Source organism: Hydrogenobaculum acidophilum (assembly GCF_054656715.1).
Genome location: NZ_BAAHXP010000003.1, coordinates 97,919 through 115,465, shown reverse-complemented (window position 1 = coordinate 115,465; position 17,547 = coordinate 97,919). Strand labels below are relative to the sequence as shown.

Annotated in this window: 20 protein-coding genes and 1 tRNA gene; 5 read left to right on the top strand and 16 right to left on the bottom strand. The window is 36.8% G+C overall.

Translation table 11 applies throughout. The features are described 5' to 3' along the window. The first annotated feature begins 45 nt into the window (after nt 1–45). Nucleotides 46–2,493 carry an ATP-dependent Clp protease ATP-binding subunit gene (locus ACYQZV_RS02935; protein WP_459893022.1) on the top strand — a complete coding sequence of 816 codons (2,448 nt, stop codon included), beginning with the start codon at nt 46–48 and terminating at the stop codon, nt 2,491–2,493. A gap of 44 nt (nt 2,494–2,537) precedes the next feature. Then, nucleotides 2,538–2,993, top strand: coding sequence for a YbhB/YbcL family Raf kinase inhibitor-like protein (locus tag ACYQZV_RS02930; RefSeq protein ID WP_459893019.1), 456 nt, complete (start codon nt 2,538–2,540; stop codon nt 2,991–2,993). On the opposite strand, the gene ACYQZV_RS02925 is transcribed toward ACYQZV_RS02930, so the two are convergent. Genes ACYQZV_RS02925 through ACYQZV_RS02890 form a run of 8 tightly spaced genes read right to left on the bottom strand, consistent with a single transcriptional unit; the run spans nt 2,994 to nt 10,505 of the window. Then, on the bottom strand, nt 2,994–3,704 hold the full coding sequence (locus tag ACYQZV_RS02925) for a uracil-DNA glycosylase (RefSeq protein WP_459893017.1): 711 nt from the start codon (nt 3,702–3,704) through the stop codon (nt 2,994–2,996). Then, on the bottom strand, nt 3,701–4,537 hold the full coding sequence (locus ACYQZV_RS02920) for a MinD/ParA family protein (protein WP_459893015.1): 837 nt from the start codon (nt 4,535–4,537) through the stop codon (nt 3,701–3,703). The genes ACYQZV_RS02925 and ACYQZV_RS02920 overlap by 4 nt, the downstream gene beginning before the upstream one ends. Beyond that, the gene (locus ACYQZV_RS02915) at nt 4,534–5,652 is read right to left on the bottom strand and encodes a flagellar biosynthesis protein FlhF (protein WP_459893013.1); all 1,119 of its coding nucleotides are present in this window, start codon (nt 5,650–5,652) and stop codon (nt 4,534–4,536) included. Before ACYQZV_RS02915 ends, ACYQZV_RS02920 begins: the two co-directional genes overlap by 4 nt. After that, the gene (gene flhA / locus ACYQZV_RS02910; protein WP_459893011.1) at nt 5,642–7,690 is read right to left on the bottom strand and encodes a flagellar biosynthesis protein FlhA; all 2,049 of its coding nucleotides are present in this window, start codon (nt 7,688–7,690) and stop codon (nt 5,642–5,644) included. Before flhA ends, ACYQZV_RS02915 begins: the two co-directional genes overlap by 11 nt. After that, nucleotides 7,690–7,992 (bottom strand): hypothetical protein, encoded by a 303-nt coding sequence (locus ACYQZV_RS02905; protein ID WP_459893009.1) that lies wholly within the window; start codon nt 7,990–7,992, stop codon nt 7,690–7,692. Before ACYQZV_RS02905 ends, flhA begins: the two co-directional genes overlap by 1 nt. Next, on the bottom strand, nt 7,989–8,624 hold the full coding sequence (nth, locus tag ACYQZV_RS02900; RefSeq protein ID WP_459893007.1) for an endonuclease III: 636 nt from the start codon (nt 8,622–8,624) through the stop codon (nt 7,989–7,991). Before nth ends, ACYQZV_RS02905 begins: the two co-directional genes overlap by 4 nt. Nucleotides 8,625–8,650: 26 nt before the next feature. Further along, entirely contained in the window at nt 8,651–10,033 is a 1,383-nt protein-coding gene (locus ACYQZV_RS02895) for a UDP-N-acetylmuramoyl-L-alanyl-D-glutamate--2,6-diaminopimelate ligase (RefSeq protein ID WP_459893005.1), read from the bottom strand. After that, complete coding sequence (locus tag ACYQZV_RS02890) at nt 10,008–10,505, bottom strand: 4Fe-4S dicluster domain-containing protein (RefSeq protein WP_459893112.1); 498 nt, start codon at nt 10,503–10,505, stop codon at nt 10,008–10,010. The genes ACYQZV_RS02895 and ACYQZV_RS02890 overlap by 26 nt, the downstream gene beginning before the upstream one ends. 107 nt (nt 10,506–10,612) lie before the next feature. On the opposite strand from ACYQZV_RS02890, the gene ACYQZV_RS02885 reads away from it, so the two are divergent. Beyond that, nucleotides 10,613–10,930 carry a hypothetical protein gene (locus ACYQZV_RS02885; protein ID WP_459893003.1) on the top strand — a complete coding sequence of 106 codons (318 nt, stop codon included), beginning with the start codon at nt 10,613–10,615 and terminating at the stop codon, nt 10,928–10,930. A 5-nt stretch (nt 10,931–10,935) separates the two neighbouring features. On the opposite strand, the gene ACYQZV_RS02880 is transcribed toward ACYQZV_RS02885, so the two are convergent. The 6 genes from ACYQZV_RS02880 to ACYQZV_RS02855 form a co-directional block, all read right to left on the bottom strand. Further along, a tRNA-Ser gene (locus tag ACYQZV_RS02880) sits at nt 10,936–11,027 on the bottom strand. Between the two features lie 40 nt (nt 11,028–11,067). Next, nucleotides 11,068–11,832 carry an ABC transporter permease gene (locus ACYQZV_RS02875; protein ID WP_459893001.1) on the bottom strand — a complete coding sequence of 255 codons (765 nt, stop codon included), beginning with the start codon at nt 11,830–11,832 and terminating at the stop codon, nt 11,068–11,070. After that, nucleotides 11,833–12,621 carry an ABC transporter ATP-binding protein gene (locus ACYQZV_RS02870; RefSeq protein ID WP_459892999.1) on the bottom strand — a complete coding sequence of 263 codons (789 nt, stop codon included), beginning with the start codon at nt 12,619–12,621 and terminating at the stop codon, nt 11,833–11,835. Nucleotides 12,622–12,625: 4 nt separating this feature from the next. Further along, the gene (locus tag ACYQZV_RS02865) at nt 12,626–12,808 is read right to left on the bottom strand and encodes a hypothetical protein (RefSeq protein WP_459892997.1); all 183 of its coding nucleotides are present in this window, start codon (nt 12,806–12,808) and stop codon (nt 12,626–12,628) included. Nucleotides 12,809–12,828: 20 nt separating this feature from the next. Then, entirely contained in the window at nt 12,829–13,419 is a 591-nt protein-coding gene (locus tag ACYQZV_RS02860) for an anthranilate synthase component II (RefSeq protein WP_459892995.1), read from the bottom strand. A 37-nt stretch (nt 13,420–13,456) separates the two neighbouring features. Further along, a complete protein-coding gene (locus ACYQZV_RS02855) occupies nt 13,457–14,014 on the bottom strand; it encodes a hypothetical protein (RefSeq protein WP_459892993.1) in 558 nt (185 codons plus the stop codon). A 44-nt stretch (nt 14,015–14,058) separates the two neighbouring features. Here ACYQZV_RS02855 and rsmI point away from each other — a divergent pair, with 44 nt between their 5' ends. Together rsmI and ACYQZV_RS02845 are read left to right on the top strand one after the other, a co-directional pair. Continuing rightward, complete coding sequence (gene rsmI / locus ACYQZV_RS02850) at nt 14,059–14,751, top strand: 16S rRNA (cytidine(1402)-2'-O)-methyltransferase (RefSeq protein WP_459892991.1); 693 nt, start codon at nt 14,059–14,061, stop codon at nt 14,749–14,751. 104 nt (nt 14,752–14,855) lie between these two features. Continuing rightward, nucleotides 14,856–15,623, top strand: coding sequence for an EAL domain-containing protein (locus ACYQZV_RS02845; protein ID WP_459892989.1), 768 nt, complete (start codon nt 14,856–14,858; stop codon nt 15,621–15,623). On the opposite strand, the gene ACYQZV_RS02840 is transcribed toward ACYQZV_RS02845, so the two are convergent. Together ACYQZV_RS02840 and ACYQZV_RS02835 are read right to left on the bottom strand one after the other, a co-directional pair. After that, nucleotides 15,620–16,966 carry a deoxyribodipyrimidine photo-lyase gene (locus ACYQZV_RS02840; protein WP_459892987.1) on the bottom strand — a complete coding sequence of 449 codons (1,347 nt, stop codon included), beginning with the start codon at nt 16,964–16,966 and terminating at the stop codon, nt 15,620–15,622. The two genes, ACYQZV_RS02845 and ACYQZV_RS02840, sit on opposite strands and share 4 nt — an antisense overlap. Next, nucleotides 16,967–17,536 (bottom strand): DUF996 domain-containing protein, encoded by a 570-nt coding sequence (locus tag ACYQZV_RS02835; protein ID WP_459892985.1) that lies wholly within the window; start codon nt 17,534–17,536, stop codon nt 16,967–16,969. Nucleotides 17,537–17,547 lie beyond the last annotated feature (11 nt).

Sequence of the window (17,547 nt, the reverse complement as noted above, 5' to 3'; positions counted from 1 at the left end):
TATATATAGAGCTTAAGGCTCTAAAAAATTTGTAAAGAGGTTTATATGTTTGAGAAATTTACTGAAAGGGCTAGACAAATTATATTACAAGCAAGAGAAGAGGCTATAGAGTTTGGGCACGGTTATCTTGGCACGGAGCACTTGCTTTTAGCTCTTTTGAAAGAAGATGATATACCAACCCTTGTTTTGGCCAAATTTAACATAACACCAGAAAAAGTAAGAAAGGCCATTACAAGCCAGATGTCAAGAGGTAACCATACAGGTGAAGTATTGTTCGCACCAGATGCAAAAAGGGTACTGGAGTTTGCAGTAGAAGAGGCTAGGATACTACATCATCAGTTTGTAGGTACAGAGCATATTTTTATAGGTGTAGTAAGGGAAAAAACAGGTCTTGGCGGCAGAGTACTAAGAGGCTTAGGTCTTGACGAATATGCGGTAAGAAGAGAAACACTTCAAATATTGGGTGAACTTCCTACCCAAGAAACCACAAAGTACATAGCAACACCCACTTTGGATAGACACGGTAGAGACATAACAGCTTTAGCCTCCGAAGGAAAGTTAGACCCGGTGGTGGGAAGAGAAAAAGAGATAGAAAGAACTATACAAATATTGGCAAGAAGAAGGAAAAACAACCCCGTTTTAATAGGAGACCCAGGGGTAGGGAAGACCGCTATAGTAGAAGGGTTAGCTCAAAGAATAGTAGCTAAGAACGTACCCGAGTCTTTGCTAAACAAAAGGGTGGTGGTGCTTGACATAGCATCTATCGTAGCTGGCACAAAGTATAGAGGTCAATTTGAAGAAAAGCTTAAAGCCATCATAAAAGAGTTAGAAAAAGCTGTAAACGTTATTCTTTTTATAGATGAGTTACACATGATAATAGGAGCAGGAGCAGCAGAGGGCTCTGTAGATGCCTCCAACATGCTAAAACCAGCTTTAGCGAGAGGTGAAATTCAAATAATAGGCGCCACCACGTTGGATGAATACAGAAGATATATAGAAAAGGACGGAGCTTTAGAAAGAAGGTTTCAGCCAGTTTTAGTAGAACCACCATCTGTAGAAGAAAGTATTCAGATTTTAAAAGGATTAGCACCAAGGTTTGAAAGCTTTCACAACGTAAAGTACGATGAAGAAGCCCTCAAAAAAGCTGTGGAGTTTTCTAACAAGTATATAAACGATAGATACCTACCAGATAAAGCTATAGATGTGATGGATGAGGCCGGTGCTCTGGTTAAGATAAGAGGCTCTGAAATGCCAGAAAACCTTCAAAAGATGCTAGAGCAAATCAAAGAAATAGAAAAAGCCAAAGACCAAGCCGCCGCTGAACAAGATTACGAGAAAGCTGCAAACTTAAGAGATGAAGAGATGAGACTAAGAGCGAAGTTTGAAACAGCAAGGCTAAAATGGAAACAAGAACAAGCTGCCAACAGGCCATTGGTGACAGTAAAAGACATAGCCAGCGTTGTGGCAAAATGGACTGGAGTACCTGTAGATAAATTGTATGAGGATGACCTTTCTAAGTTGATGCACATAGAAAGCAAGCTAAAGGAAAGAGTGATTGGTCAGGAAGAAGCTATAAAAGCTATAGCAAAAGCTATAAGACGTTCTCACGTAGGGCTAAAAGGAAGACATAAACCAATAGGTGTATTTATGTTTTTAGGACCTACCGGCGTAGGTAAAACAGAAACCGCTAAAGCGTTGGCAGAATATCTTTTTGATACAGAAGAAGCCCTTATCAGGTTTGATATGTCTGAATATATGGAGAAGCACACCGTTTCAAAGCTTATAGGATCACCTCCTGGATATGTGGGATACGGTGAAGGCGGTCAACTTACAGAAAAGGTGAGAAGAAGACCGTACTCTGTAATACTTTTTGACGAGATAGAGAAAGCCCATCCAGATGTATTCAACATATTTTTACAGATTTTTGACGACGGAAGATTAACAGATGGAAGCGGAAGAGTGGTGGACTTTTCCAACACCATCATTATAATGACCTCCAACTTAGGTGCTAAATCTATTATGCAAAGTACAACGCTTGGCTTTGAGAACAAACAACAGGAGATAGACAAAAAAACCATGAAGAAAAATATCATAGAACAGGTGAAAAAACACTTCAATCCAGAGTTTATCAACAGACTAGATGAGATGATAGTGTTTGAACCTCTAGATGAAAAAGACCTAGAAAAGATACTCTACCTACAAACCAAAGAAATAAACAAAAACTTAGAAGAGTTAGGGCTTACAGTAGAAATCACAAAAGAGTTTGCCGATTGGATAATATCCAAAGAGTATAAAAAAGAGTACGGAGCTAGAAGCTTAAGAAGAGCCATCCAAAGACATATAGAGGATATGCTAGCAGAAAAGCTTATAAACAAAGAGTTAAAAGATGTAGCCAAGATAGTTATAGATGTCAAAAACGACACTCCTTATATAAAAAGCAAAAGAAAGTACCAAAAGAAAGAGAAGAAGGAGGCTATATCAGTACCCCAATAATGAGGATACTTAGCATATTGCTATTGGTTTTAGCAGTGATTGGTATGAATGAAGCGATAGCTTTTGAGCTTTACAGCAAAGATTTTACAAACGGCGGTTATATACCGCCGAAGTTTACTTGTCTTGGAGAAGATGTATCCCCAGAACTGCGCTGGACAAACCCACCAAAAGATACCAAGAGCTTTGTCCTTATAGTAGAGGATTTAGATGCCCCAGGCGGTGTTTTCTATCATTGGAGTGTGTACGATATACCACCTACTGTTCATGAGTTAAAAGAAGGCACCAAAGAATATAAACAAGGTTTAAACGATTTTGGCAGTATAGGTTATGGTGGGCCTTGCCCTCCACCTGGAAAGCCTCATAGATACTACTTTAATCTATATGCTCTTAATATAAGCTCTTTAGGGTTAAAAGAAGGTGCTAGTATAAAAGCCATCCAAGATAAAATAAGGTCCCACATACTAGGAAGCGCTTTTCTTTTTGGGCTTTTTAAAAGGTAATTATAAACTTTTTATCAATTGTTTTATTTTAGCTATATCCTCTCTAAAATTTTTTAGCTCAGGGGGATTTCTCAAAAGATAAGAAGGATGATATGTGATAAATATTTTCTTGCCTGGCTCTAAGACTGGGCTTTTGAAATTTGTGAGTATAAAATCTCCTCTTACCTTAGTAGGAGATATCTGTTTATTGCCAGAAAGTCCCACTGCGGCAGTTTTACCAAGAGCCACTATAAGCTTTGGGTTTATAAGCTTTATCTCTTGTTTTAATATGTATGAGCAGCTCATCATCTCTTGTTCTTCTGGAGTTCTGTTGCTAGGGGGTCTACACTTTACAACATTTGTAATATAATAATCTCTCTCTCTTAAAAGCCCAACACTTTCTAGTTCAAAAGTCAAAAGCTTACCGGCTTTTCCTACAAAAGGTTTGCCTTCAACATCTTCATCAGCCCCAGGCGCCTCTCCCACAAACAACACTTTGCTGTCTGGGTTGCCATCTCCAAACACCACTTGAGTCCTTTGCTCTGACAACTTGCATTTTTTGCAATCCTTACAAGTATCATAAAAGGCTTTTAACTGTTGGAGCAGCTTGGACGTGGTAGGCTCTGTGATTGTGATTGGCTTTTTAGTTTCCAAAGCCTCTTTATCACTTGATTTTTTATTAATATAAATTTTATCGAAACCTATGCTCTTGTATATGTAAGCGCCTTTCATGTAGATTTTAACCTCTCAATAAGCTTTGACCAAAAACTTTGCTTAGTTTGAACACTAACATTTAGCGGTATATTCTTTATGGCTTGAGTTAATTCGGTGGTTAGGGTTTTATCAAAAGGTTTCTGGTCTACTATTTTTCTTATGATGTTTTTGTTGTAAGTAATATAACCTATATAGTTTAAGTTTATGTCTAAAAAACGCTGGGATACAGTGTTGATGCTGTTGAATATCTTTAAACCCTCCTCTTTTGAAGAACATTTGTTTATCAAAATATAAAAATCCTTTAGCATCATAGAGTTGTTTAGTACTTTTATCAAAGCGTAAGCATCCGCCACTGCGGTAGGTTCTGGTGTAGATATGATAATAGGTATATCTGAAGATGAGGTTATCATCAACGTTTCGTTGTGAATGCCTGGTGGAGTGTCAAATATTATGATGTCAAAGTTGTTTTCGGCGTATTCGTGTATCCTATCAAGTATATCGGTAATGTCTTTAGAAGATAAATTTACAAGCTCTTGAATACCATTTCCACTGGATATAAAAGATACATTTTCGTTTATTTTAAATACTATCTCGTCTATACTGGCTTTTCCGCTTACAAAGTCTGAAAGATTCTTATCAGGTGTGAGCCCAAGCATGATATGAACGTTTGAAAGCCCAAAATCCCCATCTATGATAAGGACTTTCTTGCCAGTATTTCCTATTATAATAGCTAAATTTATACTGATAAGGGTTTTACCAACACCGCCCTTACCACTTGCAACAGCTATATACCTTACATTTGAGCCTTTATCTATAGCCCTTTTAAGGTGAGATAGTTGCCCTTCCATCATAACGTGCCTCTTAATAAAATATTGGCTATGTTGTCATAAGTGGCAAGCTCTATATCGTTTGGTACTTTTTGCCCAAAGGTAAAAAAGGATATAGGAAGATTAGTCTTAAAAGAGGCATTTACAATACAGCCAGGATAAACCGTCTCGTCTAACTTTGTAAATATTATGCTTTTTATACCAAGCTCTCCAAATTTCTTAGCGCTATCTAAGATTATTCTTTCATCGGTGGTGGTGCTCACTGTAAGGGCTATCTCCAAAGAAGGTACATTTTCAAGATAATGTTTTAACTCTTTTAACCTTATGGCATCGTACTGACTTCTTCCAGCGGTATCTATGAATATTATATCAAGGCCCGAGAGCTCCCCTATGTGTTCCCGTAGTTTTTGGGGGGTATCTGCAACTCTTAAAGGCATCTCTAGAAGACTCACATAAGATTGAAGTTGTTGCACAGCGCCAGTCCTATAGCTATCAAGAGTTATGACACCTGTTTTAAAACCTTGGGTTTTATACATGTAAGCGAGTTTTGCTATAGTAGTGGTTTTACCAACTCCGGTGGGCCCTACCAAAGCCAATATACTAAGTATGCTTTTGCTAAAGTCTAAGGCTTTTAAAGAGATATTTTTAGACAAACCTTCTTTCAAAGATTCGTAATCATCTTCATATTTTAAATCAAGCCTATTTATATTTATATCAAAACCGCAAGAATCTTCAAGTATCTTTTTCGCTATGTCTTGCTCAACACCCATATTTATAAGCTTGGTGGCAAGGTTCATAGCCCTCAGCGAAAAGTCTTCGTTGTCTTGATACTGTGGCTTTGGAGAGGGTGGCAACGATGGTTCTTGTTTCACGTTTTTAACTACATTAACCACATCCTTTAATGTGGACTTTATTTGTTCTATCTCGTTGTAAAGCTCTTTTTCCTTGTTGAAGTGAGTTTGAAAGTCTTCGCTGTCCGCTATCCCTATGGTAACCTCCAACTTGTTGGTAGAGAAAAAAAGCCATTTTCTGGTTTTTACCACCTTGGTAGACATAATGGTGGCTTTATCTCCGTACATACTCTTTGTGAGTTCTATAGCCTCTTGCAAAGAGTCCACTAAAATCTTTTTAATTTTCATCTACCACACCAAGCACTTTCATATTTACCTGTTTATCTATTTCATTATAAGCTATTATGTTTAATTGTGGCAAGTATCCTTCTAAAGCTTTTCTTACAAATCTCCTTATGTTTGGAGAAGTGATGAGCACCGGCTGAGCTTGAAACTCCACAAACTTTTTCATATTTTCTGATATGTTCCTTTGAAGCCTGTTTATTAAAAGGTCTAAAAACTCTTCTTCTTTCCCTTCTTTTATATACGTATTTAACTTAGTCTCCACTCTTGGAGAAAATGCAATAACATAAAGGGTGTTGTCTTTCATAAAACGTTTGGTTATGTACTTTGAAAGCTTTTGCCTTACAAACTCTACTAAAAGCTCAATATCACTCACTCTATCAATATAGTCTCCCACTGTCTCTATTATTGTTATCATATCATTAACAGGTATATTTTCTTTCAAAAGGCTCTGTACAACTCTATGCAAAACAGAGTAAGACACTTTTTCTGGAATTATATCTTTTATAACTTTTTGATACTTTTGTGAGAGCTTTTCCACCAAGTCTATGATTTCCGCCCTTCCTATTATTATGTATAGATTTTTCTTTATCACTTCAGAAAGGTGTGTTATTATCACAGTGGATACGTCTACCACCATATATCCAAGCTTTGTAGCTTTGGGTTTTTGGTCTTGAGTTATCCAAAAAGCCGGTAAATGAAAAGATGGGTCTTTTGTAGGTTTTCCCTCTGTAAGCTTTTCTTTAACATTTCCAAGGTCTATAGCCAACAAAAACCCTGGCATTACCTCGTAAGAATCTTCTTCTACTCCCCTTATAAGTATCCTATACTGGTTTGGAGAGAGTTTCATGTTATCCCTTATGTGTACCAAAGGTATTATAACACCGTAATCTGCGGCTATTTGTTTTCTTATAGTTTTGATACGGGCGGTGAGGTCTCCTCCTTGAGTTTCATCTACAAAGGGTATAAGCCCATATCCCACTTCCAACGTAATGGGGTCTGGTTGAGGCAAAAACTCTTCTTCCCTTTGAGCTTGGGGAGCAAGATTTTTAGCTTTTTCTTGTTCTAAAGCCTTTTGTATCTCTTGGGTTTTTTGAACCTTAAGATTTTGTTGAATATAAAAATAAAGCCCCCCAAGGACAATAGCCATTACAAGAAACGGTATCTTCGGTAAGCCTGGCATTATACCTATGACAGCCAAAGATATAGCACCAAACAAAAGCACCTTCGGGTCTTTGGTAAACTGCATGTATATAGCACTGCTAAGCTCTTCCTCTTTTGTAGAAGATTTTGTGGTAAGTATACCAGCGGACACAGAAAGTATTAAAGCCGGCATCTGAGATACCAATCCTTCTCCAACGGTTAGAAGCGTGTATGTTTTTATAGCCTCTTGAAAATCCATACCCTTTATAGCTATACCCACCACCAAACCACCTATTATGCTTAAAAACAATATTATGATAGCCGCTACAACGTCTCCTCTTATAAATTTTGAAGCACCGTCCATAGCGCCATAAAAGGATGCTTCCTTTTCCAGCTCTTTTCTTCTTTGTTTAGCCTCTTGTTCGTTTATAAGCCCAGCGTTTAAATCGGCGTCTATGCTCATCTGTTTACCCGGCATAGCGTCAAGCGTAAATCTAGCGGCCACTTCCGATACCCTTTCAGCACCTTTTGTAATCACCACAAAGTTTATAACTATAAATATGAGAAATATAATAAGTCCCACCACTACGTTACCACCTACCACAAATCTGCCAAAAGCCTCTATGATATGCCCAGCAGCAGATGGCCCTTCGTTACCATAAAGGAGTATTCTACGAGCTGCAGCTATGTTTAAAGAGAGCCTCAACAATGTTCCTATTAAAAGGATGGATGGAAAAGAAGATAGCTCCAAAGGAGATTTGACGTTTAACACCAGTATAAGCACCACCAACGCAAATCCTATCGCAAAAGCAAGCAATATATCTAGCAAAAAAGCAGGAAGAGGTATAAGTATTGCAGCTAAGATAATACCAAAAAATACTATGACAAAACTTTGCTGCATTAACCTATCTTAAACCCCACCACCAAACCTATTAAAAACACTATCATACTAAGATTCTTAAAATCTATAAACTTAGACAAAGAGCTGTGCTCTAAAAACGCTGATTTATTATCTATCATTTGGCTTTTAACAAAAACAAACATCTCGCTTAAAAAATGATAAAAAATGTTTGAATGAGCACCCGGTAAAAAATATCCTACTACAATAAGCACAATTAGTATAAGGGCTAAGAGCGACGTAATCTTGTTAATAAGGTATCCAATTACAACCCCTATTAAAAATATGCCTATAAGCCCTGTCATTTTACCTTACCAAAACTTTTACAGATATCACCTAAGACGCATTCGTGACATTTTGGATTTTTGGCAGTGCATACTTCTTTCGCATGCCTTAACAAAAGAAGATAAAATGTTGTCCAGCGTTTTTCATCCATTAAAGATTTAAGATGCTCTGTGGTCTTGTCTGGGTCTTTGTTATCATCAAGCCCAAGCCTTTGCACTATCCTATGGACATGTCTATCTACAGCTATAGCTGGTTTATTAAAAGCATTTGCCAAAACCATGTTGGCAGTTTTTTTACCAACCCCCGGCAGGCTTGTAAGCTCTTCTTCGGTATCCGGAACCTTGCCATCAAACTTGTCTACCAATATCGTAGCTATCTCTTTTATAGCTTGGGCTTTTTTATTGTAAAAGCTTATAGACTTTATTTCTTCTTTTATATCTTCCAAAGGAGCTTCTTTTAGGGCTTTTGGGTTTTTAAACCTTGAAAAAAAAGATTTTCTTATGCTGTTTACCTTTTCATCCCTTTCTTGGGCTGCTAAAACAGTTTCTATCAAAAGCTCAAAAGGGTTATCAAATTCAAGGTCTATCTTGGGGTTTTTGTATATTTTAGATAGTCTTTCGTAAACTTCTTTTGCTAAAGCCTTCTCATCCATAAAAATTATTATACAGCTTTTATATGTTAATCGTTGTTTTTATACTTTAAAACTTCTTCTTTATCGCTAAAATGGTATTTTACTCCCTTTATCTCTTGGTAATCCTCGTGGCCTTTTCCTGCTATTACTATCACATCGCCTTCTTTTGCAATATCAATAGCCAACGCTATGGCTTTTCTTCTATCTTCTTCTAGCATAGGAGATTTTGTTTTATCTATACCTTCTAGTATATCTTTTATTATATCAACAGGCTCTTCAAAGCGTGGGTTGTCAGAGGTCACAATCACAACATCAGACAATTCGCTGGCTATCTTTCCCATCTTTGGTCTTTTGGTCTTATCACGGTTTCCCCCTGCTCCAAAAACGCATATAAGACGGTTTTTAGCGATATCTCTAGCTGCTTTTAAAAGCTTTTCTAAAGCATCAGGTGTATGAGCATAGTCTATTATTACCTTAACACCCTTTAACTCTATCGTTTCAAACCTTCCGGGTATTGAGCTTAAAGATAGAAGTCCTTTTTGAATATCTTCTTCATCAAAGCCCATATAAAAAGCTAGCAATATAGAAGCTCCCATGTTGTACGCTTGAAAACCTCCCATAATATTCGTTTTTAACTGATAACGCTTATTCATATAATAAAAGCTCAAAACTTTGCTCTCTTGGTCAAAATAATCAATTTGTAAATGGGCATCTTTTGAATATCCATAAGTTAAAGCCTTATCTTTAAATTCTTCGTAAAGTCTTTTGCCGTAATCATCGTCTATATTTATTAGACAAACTTCGTATTTGTAATCTTTGAAAAGCCTTCTCTTGGCGTTGAAGTAGTTCTCCATGGTTTTGTGATAATCAAGATGGTCCTGGGTTAGATTTGTAAAGACAGTGGCAAAAAAAGTTGTTGGATATACTCTTAGTTGGTCTAAGGCGTGAGAAGATACCTCTGCCGATACAAAATCTAAGCCCTTTTTACGGGCTTTTGATAAAAGACTAAACCACGTTTTAACACCAGGGGTAGTGTTTGGAGCTTCTAACAGTTCATCTCCAAGCTTATAGTACATAGTCCCTAGAATGCCGCCCTTGTACTTTTGGGATAAAATAGCGTGTATTATATGCGTTGTGCTTGTTTTACCGTTGGTACCAGTAACTCCTATAACCCTTAGAGCTTCATCTGGCTTATCAAAGTGTTCTTTTGCACATTCTCCAAAGGCTTTTTTAGAATCTTCTACAAGTATTATATTTTTGTAGTCTTTGTAAGGTCTTTCTGCCACCACATAAGGAGCGCCTTTTTGAATAGCTTCATCTATAAAATCGTGTCCATCTTTGGAAGCACCTTTTATGGCAAAAAAGACAGTATTTTCATCAACTTCTTTAGAGTTGTCTGTGATATTATACTTCTTGCAATCTAAATCCATTGTAAACATCAAACTCTTTTGATATGTGTTTTTGAGGGATTGGGTAATCCACTTTCACAAAGTAAAGGCAGTTTGTGGTACATTTGGTGACGCAAGAGGGTAAAAGTCCTTCTTCTAATCTGTTTATACAAAAATCACACTTTACTACTTTTTCAGTTTCTGGATTAAAGCTTATGGCCCCGTAAGGACAAGCCACTATGCAAGCCTTACACCCTATGCAAAGGTTATCTCTTACGTAAACAAGACCATCCTCTCTTTTTGTCATAGCGGAAGTAGGACAAGCGTAAACGCAAGGAGCGACATCACAGTGAAAGCAGTTCATAGGCATAAAGTATGAAATAGCCTCTTCTTCATAATGCTCAAAACGAAGCACCTTCATAGGCCTTGGCCCTTCTTGAAATAGCCCTTTTTCTTGCTTGCAAGCTACTTCGCAGGACATACAACCAATGCATCTATCTATATCCATAAGCATTATATACTTTTCCATAGGAGATTATATTATAACATTTTTTAAATAAAGCAAGACATTCATCAAATATTCACGCACAAATATTTAAATTTTAAATAGGAGGTTTTAACATGAATATTTTAAAAATAGGGTTAGCTTTCGGTATTTGGCTTTTGACATTTGGATTTTCATATGCTGATGATGCTATGATGTTAAATCAAGAAAAAGCTTATCTTCTTGAGGTTATCCACGATAAGATAGATAGGCTGCAAAACATGGAGATATGTATAGACCAGGCAATGTCTTGGAAAGACCTTAAAAGTTGCAATTTATACGAGCTTTGGGGAGGATACGCACCACCACCACCTTATGCACCCCCTTGTCCTTATCAAAACCCATATTACTGCGGGCCAATGCCATGGATGTTTGAGCAAAGAAACAAAAAATAATTTTATGGCGGAGAGGACAGGATTCGAACCTGCGGTACGGCTTTAACCGTACAACGCCTTAGCAGGGCGCCGCCTTCGACCACTCGGCCACCTCTCCTTAGTTTAAACATTATAACATAAAATCTATTTTTAAATTTTTAATTTACAAGGCTTTTCATACTAAAAGCACTTAAAACCAAAAACGCAACACTGTAAAACGAAAGCACCAGCAGAGGAAACCATATGCTTAAGCTATTTTGGTAAAGTAAAATTCTAAGCCCTTCCACCGAGTAAGTGAGAGGATTTAAAAAAGCCACTACCTTAAGCCATTTTGGCATCAAAGATATCGGATACAAAGCGCTGCTCGAGAAAAAGATAGGCATAGTGATAATTTGGATGATACTCATAAACCTTTCTACATTTTTAAATACTGATGCTATAAGCATTGAAAAGCTAGCAAAACAAACGCCAGAAAGAATTATAACGATAGCTGAAAAGATAAGCGTATAAAAGTTTATAAAGATGTTTATGTCTAGGGCTTTTGAAAGCAGCATTATCAGAAAAGCCTGTATCAAAGACCTTACACCGGAAAATATAGCTTTCCCGGTGGCGATAGAAGAGTATGGGATGGGGGCGCTTAGAAATCTTGTTATCTGACCCTGGTCTTTGTCCCATATTAAAGATATGCCGTAAAAAAACGAAACAAACATAACCGACTGAGCCAAAATACCCGGCGTCATAAAAGAAAGATAATCCCCTTTTATGGGTATACTTTTTATATTTTTAAACACATTGCCAAAAAGAAGTATCCATATAAGAGGTTGAACAGCCCTCGTAAGGATGTCTATTTTTTGACGTATCATTTTCCTTAACTCTATCTCCAGTATTACTAACGTCCCTCTTGTAAAAGCCAAAAACCACATTTAACTAAGCCTTTTTACTATATTTCTTGTTTTTCTTATAGATTTGATATCTTGGTTAGCATCTTCTAAGCCCTCACCTGTAAGCTTTATAAAAATCCCTTCCAAACTTGCATCTTTATCCCCTGTCATACCTCTTAACTCTTCCAAAGTGCCTTTTGCTATTATCTGTCCTTTTTTCATGATGGCTATCTTATCACAAAGGCGCTCCGCTTCGTTCATATCGTGGGTAGTGATTAAAATCGCCATCTCCTGTTTTTTTGATTTTAAAAAGTTCCATATGCTAAGCTTTGCATTTGGGTCTAAACCTACGCTTGGTTCATCTAAGAGAAGAAGCTTTGGCTCATGCACTATTGCCATTGCTATTTCAAGCTTTCTTATCATACCACCAGAAAATGTTTGTACCAAAGAATCCTTTCTATCCAAAAGGTCTATAGCTTTTAGCATCTCAAGAACTCTTTCTTTAGGCACACCGTAAAATTTCCCAATAAGACGCAAATTCTCATAAGCGCTTAGATTTTGTATTACGGAGATATCCTGAGGTACGTATCCGATTTGTCTTTTTATCTTGATAGGATTTTTAGTTATTGGTTCTTTGGCTATCCTTATTTCACCATATGTAGGGGGTATTACACCAGCTATTATTTTTATAGTGGTGGTCTTCCCAGCACCGTTTGTACCAAGAAGACCAAAAATCTCACCTTTTCTTACTTCAAAGCTTATACCCTTTAAAGCCTCAAAACCGTTGTAGTTTTTTCTTAGGCTTTTTACCTCTAATAAAATTTCTTCCAAACTCTCAATCTTTAGCTGCCAAAGGCACCACTAAACCTGCCCATATACCATTTATTACGGCTGCAAGCAACATGAGAAAACCAAAGTTTATAGTAGAATGTTCTTTACCGTGCCATAAGATAGCTCCAGCCACCTCAGCCACTACAAATACCAACGTCGTTAACCATAAAAGAGCTACTCCTTTCATGATGCAAACCTCCTATCCATTTAAACTTTATTATAACTCAAATTTGCTTTCTTTAAAAAGTTTTTTAGTATATCAAACCCACACTCTGAAACTATGGACTCTGGATGAAATTGCACACCAAAAATAGGAAGAGTTTTGTGTCTTATGCCCATTATATCACCATCTTCTGCCACAGCATCCACAACAAACTCATCCGGCAACGTATCTTTATCTATCACAAGAGAATGATATCTTACAGCTTTGAATGGGTTTGGCAACCCTTCGTAAAGACCATCATTATCGTGAGTTATCATAGAGGTTTTACCGTGCATAAGTCTTTTGGCTTTTACTATCTTAGCCCCAAAAGCATAGCCTATGCTTTGATGCCCAAGGCAAACCCCCAATATGGGATATTTATCTTTGTAAGTTTTTATAACATCCACAGATATACCAGCCTCTTTCGGAGAACAAGGACCCGGAGAGATGACTATGGCATCTATATTGATATCTTCTATATCTTCTGGCTTTATTTCATCGTTTTTTACAACTTCTACCTCATGCCCTAGTATGTTAAAATACTGCACCAAATTGTAAGTAAAAGAGTCGTAGTTATCTATCATTAAAAGCTTCATACTAACAATATAAAACCAATCAGCACTTTTGCAATATTTAGAACATCATACCAAGTTTTATACCAAGCCTATAGTTATCGGGATTTATGCCGGTGTTTTTATATTCAGATGCAAACTGATACTTAGCCTGGGCACCAATGTAAATATTTGGAGATACTTTTAAGTCGATTTCACCAGAACCCTGCATAGTACCCACAATGCCAGAAGACATACCTTGCAACTTTACATCGGCTGCTCCTATACCAGCGCCAAAACCGGCAAAAAGGTTTTCACCTATAGGATAAAGATATCTCATGTTTAATTCGATGTTTGAAAAATCAAGATGGGAACCATCTCCGTAGGCTCTACCAGTGCCAAGTTGTAAAGAAGGTTTTAACTGTCCGTAAGCTACTTTGAAAAGTCTACAGTTCCAGTCTATACCTACCCCAAGATAAGGCCCGTCAAAACTGCTTATGTGGGACCCCGTAAAATGCATATAATCAAGCTTCATATAAGATGTGAAATCACCTAAGTTTTGACTGGCATAGGTGTCTGGTTGTGCTAGCGCCATGCTACCAAAAGCTAAAAAAACCGCCAAAAGCTTTACCTTCTTCATAAAGCATCCTCCTACTAAATATTATAATATGATAAAATATAACAATGAAACTTTATGTAGTCCCCACCCCCATAGGGAACTTAGACGACATAACAATAAGGGCTATAAACACACTAAAATCTGTAAAATTTATAGCTTGTGAAGACACCAGAAGAGTGCAAATACTCTTAAAACATTACAATATTGAAGACAAAATCCTTTTATCTTACTATCATCCAAAAGAAGCTATACAAATTAAAAAAATCGTATCTTTGATAAGAAAAGATGAAGATGTGGCTTTGGTATCAGACGCCGGCACTCCTTCTATATCAGACCCTGGTTTTAAGCTTATCAACACCTGTATAAAAGAAAATATACCTGTAGAGGTGTTGCCAGGCCCTTGCGCTCTCATAACAGCCGTTGTTGGTTCAGGACTACCAACGCACAGCTTTATGTTTGTTGGTTTTGCCCCAAGAAAATCTCAAGAGTCTTTTTACAAAGAGATGTTCCAAACAGATGTGGGTTCTTACATACTTTACGAATCACCCAAAAGGATATTGGACACTCTCAACACAATAAGCCATATAGCACCAGATATTACCGTTGCAATAGCAAGAGAACTTACAAAAATACATGAAGAGTATATAAGAGGCAACGTAAAAGATGTGATAGAAGAACTCAAAAAAAGAGACAACAACATAAAAGGAGAGATAGTTTTGGTGCTTTCAAAAGAAAACACTTTGGCTAAAGAAAACTAATGTTAAGCCACAACTTACTCTAAAAGCCTCAAAAATATGATGATATAAAGCATTATCTTGAATCATTTTTTCATTATATTAAAAGCTAGATAAGGAGGTTTTCTATGCATGCAATAGATATTGAAATTCCAAATCCGGGGTGCGAGCATTGTATAGAACCACTTGATTTTGATTTTACATTCGCATTTCAGCCAATAGTGGATATAGAGCAAAAGAAGATATTTGCTCACGAGGCTTTAGTAAGAGGTAAAGAAGGGCAAGGAGCAGGATGGGTTTTAGCGCGCGTAAACGACAAAAATCGTTATAGGTTTGACCAAGAGTGCAGGATAAAATCCATATCTTTGGCGGCAAAGCTTGGGATAAAAACTAAGTTATCTATAAATTTTATGCCAAATGCAGTTTATGTCCCTGAAAACTGTATTCGCACTACGCTTGAAGCTGCTGACAAAATAGGTTTTGATATTAGAAATATTATATTTGAGGTGTTGGAGGACGAAGAAATAAAAAATCCCGACAAGCTAAAGGATATTTTCTCTTACTACGCAAAGAAAGGGTTTGGTACCGCTATAGATGATTTTGGTTCAGGATACGCTGGGCTTACTCTATTGGCAGAATTACAACCTAAATTTATCAAGTTAGACATATATCTAATTCGCAACGTGCACAAAGAGAAGGTAAAACAATCTATTTTAAACGGTATCATAAGCACTGCAAAAGACATGAATATAGATATTATAGCAGAGGGTGTAGAAAACATAGAAGAGGCTCTATGGTTAAAAGACAAAGGCATAAAGCTTATGCAAGGTTATTTATTTGCCAAACCTGGGTTTGAGCATGTGTTTGATGAGTCTGAGATAAATTTTCCATTTTAAGATAGCCACTTTTTTACATAGGCATTTATATCAAATTTTCTCTCTAAGCCCTTATCGTTCATATATCTTATTTTGCCGAAAATAGGTCTTTCTTGCCAAGGTCTATCAAAAGTTCCAAAACACCAAGATATACCGCCATATCCATTTGGGTCTCTTCCGTCTAGCTCGTATTTATCGTTTAAATAACAGGCTATATCAAAAGCTTCTTTTGGGCTTTTAGACCATTCTAAAATCTTTTTAGACCAATACATCCTCATGTAGTTATGCATCTTGCCAGTTTTTAAAAGCTCTTTTTGAGCTGCGTTCCAATATATATCGTGGGTTTTAGCGTTTTCAAACTCATCCAGCGAATAAACAAACTCTCTCTCATCTTCTTTATGCTCTTGCAGAGTTTTTTTAGCCCAATCTGGAATACCTTCAAATTGGTTGTAATATGGATTGTAGTAACAAAAATTCCTAGACAGTTCTCGCCATACCACCATCTCATTTAAAAAAGATTTTACGTTTTCTTCTTCCTTGTCATAGGCTTTTAATATATCAAGGATTATCCTAATAGGAGATATCTGTCCAAAATGAAGGTACGGACTCAAATTTGACTGGTAATCTTTTGAAGGGTCGGACCGAAACTCTTTATATTTAAAGAGTTTGTTTTTTATAAAATCATCCAACCTTTTAAAAGCCTCATCCTCACCTCCTTTGAATATGGAAGATGGGCTTACAGACTTGTCTATATTTAGATTGTTTAAAATCTCTTCTTTTGAAAAGCCCAAAGAATCAAGACATATGCTGGTTTTGTCCTTTAGTTCAATCTTGTCAACCGGTTTTAAAAACTCATTCCAAAGTTTCTCTACCTTGTTTCTGTATAAATAAGCGTAAGGCACTTGTGAGCTAGATACATACTCTATTGGAAAAACTACATCAGATTCTACTTCAAAAACTTTTATGTTTACTTTGTTTGATATTTCTTGACGCCAGCGCCTTTGGGTTTTAAGATAGTGTTTATCAAGGACTACACAAACCCCGTCCTTTGAAAGCCTTATAGTCCCGTCCTTGTAAGTGTCTTTTTGAAAGACAAAGTTTATCCCCCTTTCTCTTAGCTTATCTTTCAAAGAAATTATTCCTTCTATCATAAAAGCGTAATACCTAAGGTTTGAATGCTTGTATTTATCCGTTATAAAAAATGCCACCAAAAGAGGCTTGTGATAATAGTTAGCAAGATATATAGCGTACTCTAAAGCATGATTGTAATCTTCCCTTTGGGAAGCCTCCATCACATACAACACATATTTTCCAGATACGTTTACATCCTTATCGTTTAAGGCTTTTATCCTATGGTTAAACATCTAAGTTGACAATTCTACCTCGTCTGGGGCTGTGAAAAAAGCCACGCATAGCATTATCCAACCTATAAACAACACAATACCCCCTATACCAAACAAAATTATTGTAACAGCGCCTATAAACATAGTAAAACCAGCCGTTTTGAATAGATTGTGGTTTATAGCTACACCAAGCATAGTGTAAGCTTGCTTGTAAAAATAAGTAGCTCCCACAAAAAGTAGATAAGACAACACCATCGCAGAGATTATACCAACGCCTATCCCGGCCCAAGCATACATAAAACCAGAAAATGCAGCAATACTAATAAAGCTCATAAGTCCAAACGCAATCGCTATAATCCAGCCGCTTAGCCCCAATACAAAGCCTACTATGAATTTGTTAAAAATCTCTGGCTTTTTAATCATAGCGCTTATTTGATATACGCTCAATATAAGAAGTACGCCTCCCACAATCCAAAGAACCGTCCCTATAGATGGAATTACACCCAAAAGCATGAGTATAACTCCAATACCACCCAGCAATTTTTGCTTAGATATGTTTACCTTAGCATAAGATACACTATTTTCTTCCATAGCTTTTAATC

What these genes read in the sequence shown, in the direction of transcription:
- ACYQZV_RS02930 (WP_459893019.1), top strand. Translation starts at nt 2,538, where the DNA reads ATGAATGAAGCGATAGCTTTTGAGCTTTACAGCAAAGATTTTACAAAC.
- ACYQZV_RS02935 (WP_459893022.1), top strand. Translation starts at nt 46, where the DNA reads ATGTTTGAGAAATTTACTGAAAGGGCTAGACAAATTATATTACAAGCA.
- nth (WP_459893007.1), bottom strand. Translation starts at nt 8,624, where the DNA reads ATGGATGAGAAGGCTTTAGCAAAAGAAGTTTACGAAAGACTATCTAAA.
- ACYQZV_RS02915 (WP_459893013.1), bottom strand. Translation starts at nt 5,652, where the DNA reads ATGAAAATTAAAAAGATTTTAGTGGACTCTTTGCAAGAGGCTATAGAA.
- ACYQZV_RS02835 (WP_459892985.1), bottom strand. Translation starts at nt 17,536, where the DNA reads ATGGAAGAAAATAGTGTATCTTATGCTAAGGTAAACATATCTAAGCAA.
- flhA (WP_459893011.1), bottom strand. Translation starts at nt 7,690, where the DNA reads ATGCAGCAAAGTTTTGTCATAGTATTTTTTGGTATTATCTTAGCTGCA.
- ACYQZV_RS02885 (WP_459893003.1), top strand. Translation starts at nt 10,613, where the DNA reads ATGAATATTTTAAAAATAGGGTTAGCTTTCGGTATTTGGCTTTTGACA.
- rsmI (WP_459892991.1), top strand. Translation starts at nt 14,059, where the DNA reads ATGAAACTTTATGTAGTCCCCACCCCCATAGGGAACTTAGACGACATA.
- ACYQZV_RS02860 (WP_459892995.1), bottom strand. Translation starts at nt 13,419, where the DNA reads ATGAAGCTTTTAATGATAGATAACTACGACTCTTTTACTTACAATTTG.
- ACYQZV_RS02840 (WP_459892987.1), bottom strand. Translation starts at nt 16,966, where the DNA reads ATGTTTAACCATAGGATAAAAGCCTTAAACGATAAGGATGTAAACGTA.
- ACYQZV_RS02845 (WP_459892989.1), top strand. Translation starts at nt 14,856, where the DNA reads ATGCATGCAATAGATATTGAAATTCCAAATCCGGGGTGCGAGCATTGT.
- ACYQZV_RS02890 (WP_459893112.1), bottom strand. Translation starts at nt 10,505, where the DNA reads ATGCTTATGGATATAGATAGATGCATTGGTTGTATGTCCTGCGAAGTA.
- ACYQZV_RS02925 (WP_459893017.1), bottom strand. Translation starts at nt 3,704, where the DNA reads ATGAAAGGCGCTTACATATACAAGAGCATAGGTTTCGATAAAATTTAT.
- ACYQZV_RS02920 (WP_459893015.1), bottom strand. Translation starts at nt 4,537, where the DNA reads ATGATGGAAGGGCAACTATCTCACCTTAAAAGGGCTATAGATAAAGGC.
- ACYQZV_RS02865 (WP_459892997.1), bottom strand. Translation starts at nt 12,808, where the DNA reads ATGAAAGGAGTAGCTCTTTTATGGTTAACGACGTTGGTATTTGTAGTG.
- ACYQZV_RS02895 (WP_459893005.1), bottom strand. Translation starts at nt 10,033, where the DNA reads ATGGATTTAGATTGCAAGAAGTATAATATCACAGACAACTCTAAAGAA.
- ACYQZV_RS02875 (WP_459893001.1), bottom strand. Translation starts at nt 11,832, where the DNA reads ATGTGGTTTTTGGCTTTTACAAGAGGGACGTTAGTAATACTGGAGATA.
- ACYQZV_RS02905 (WP_459893009.1), bottom strand. Translation starts at nt 7,992, where the DNA reads ATGACAGGGCTTATAGGCATATTTTTAATAGGGGTTGTAATTGGATAC.
- ACYQZV_RS02855 (WP_459892993.1), bottom strand. Translation starts at nt 14,014, where the DNA reads ATGAAGAAGGTAAAGCTTTTGGCGGTTTTTTTAGCTTTTGGTAGCATG.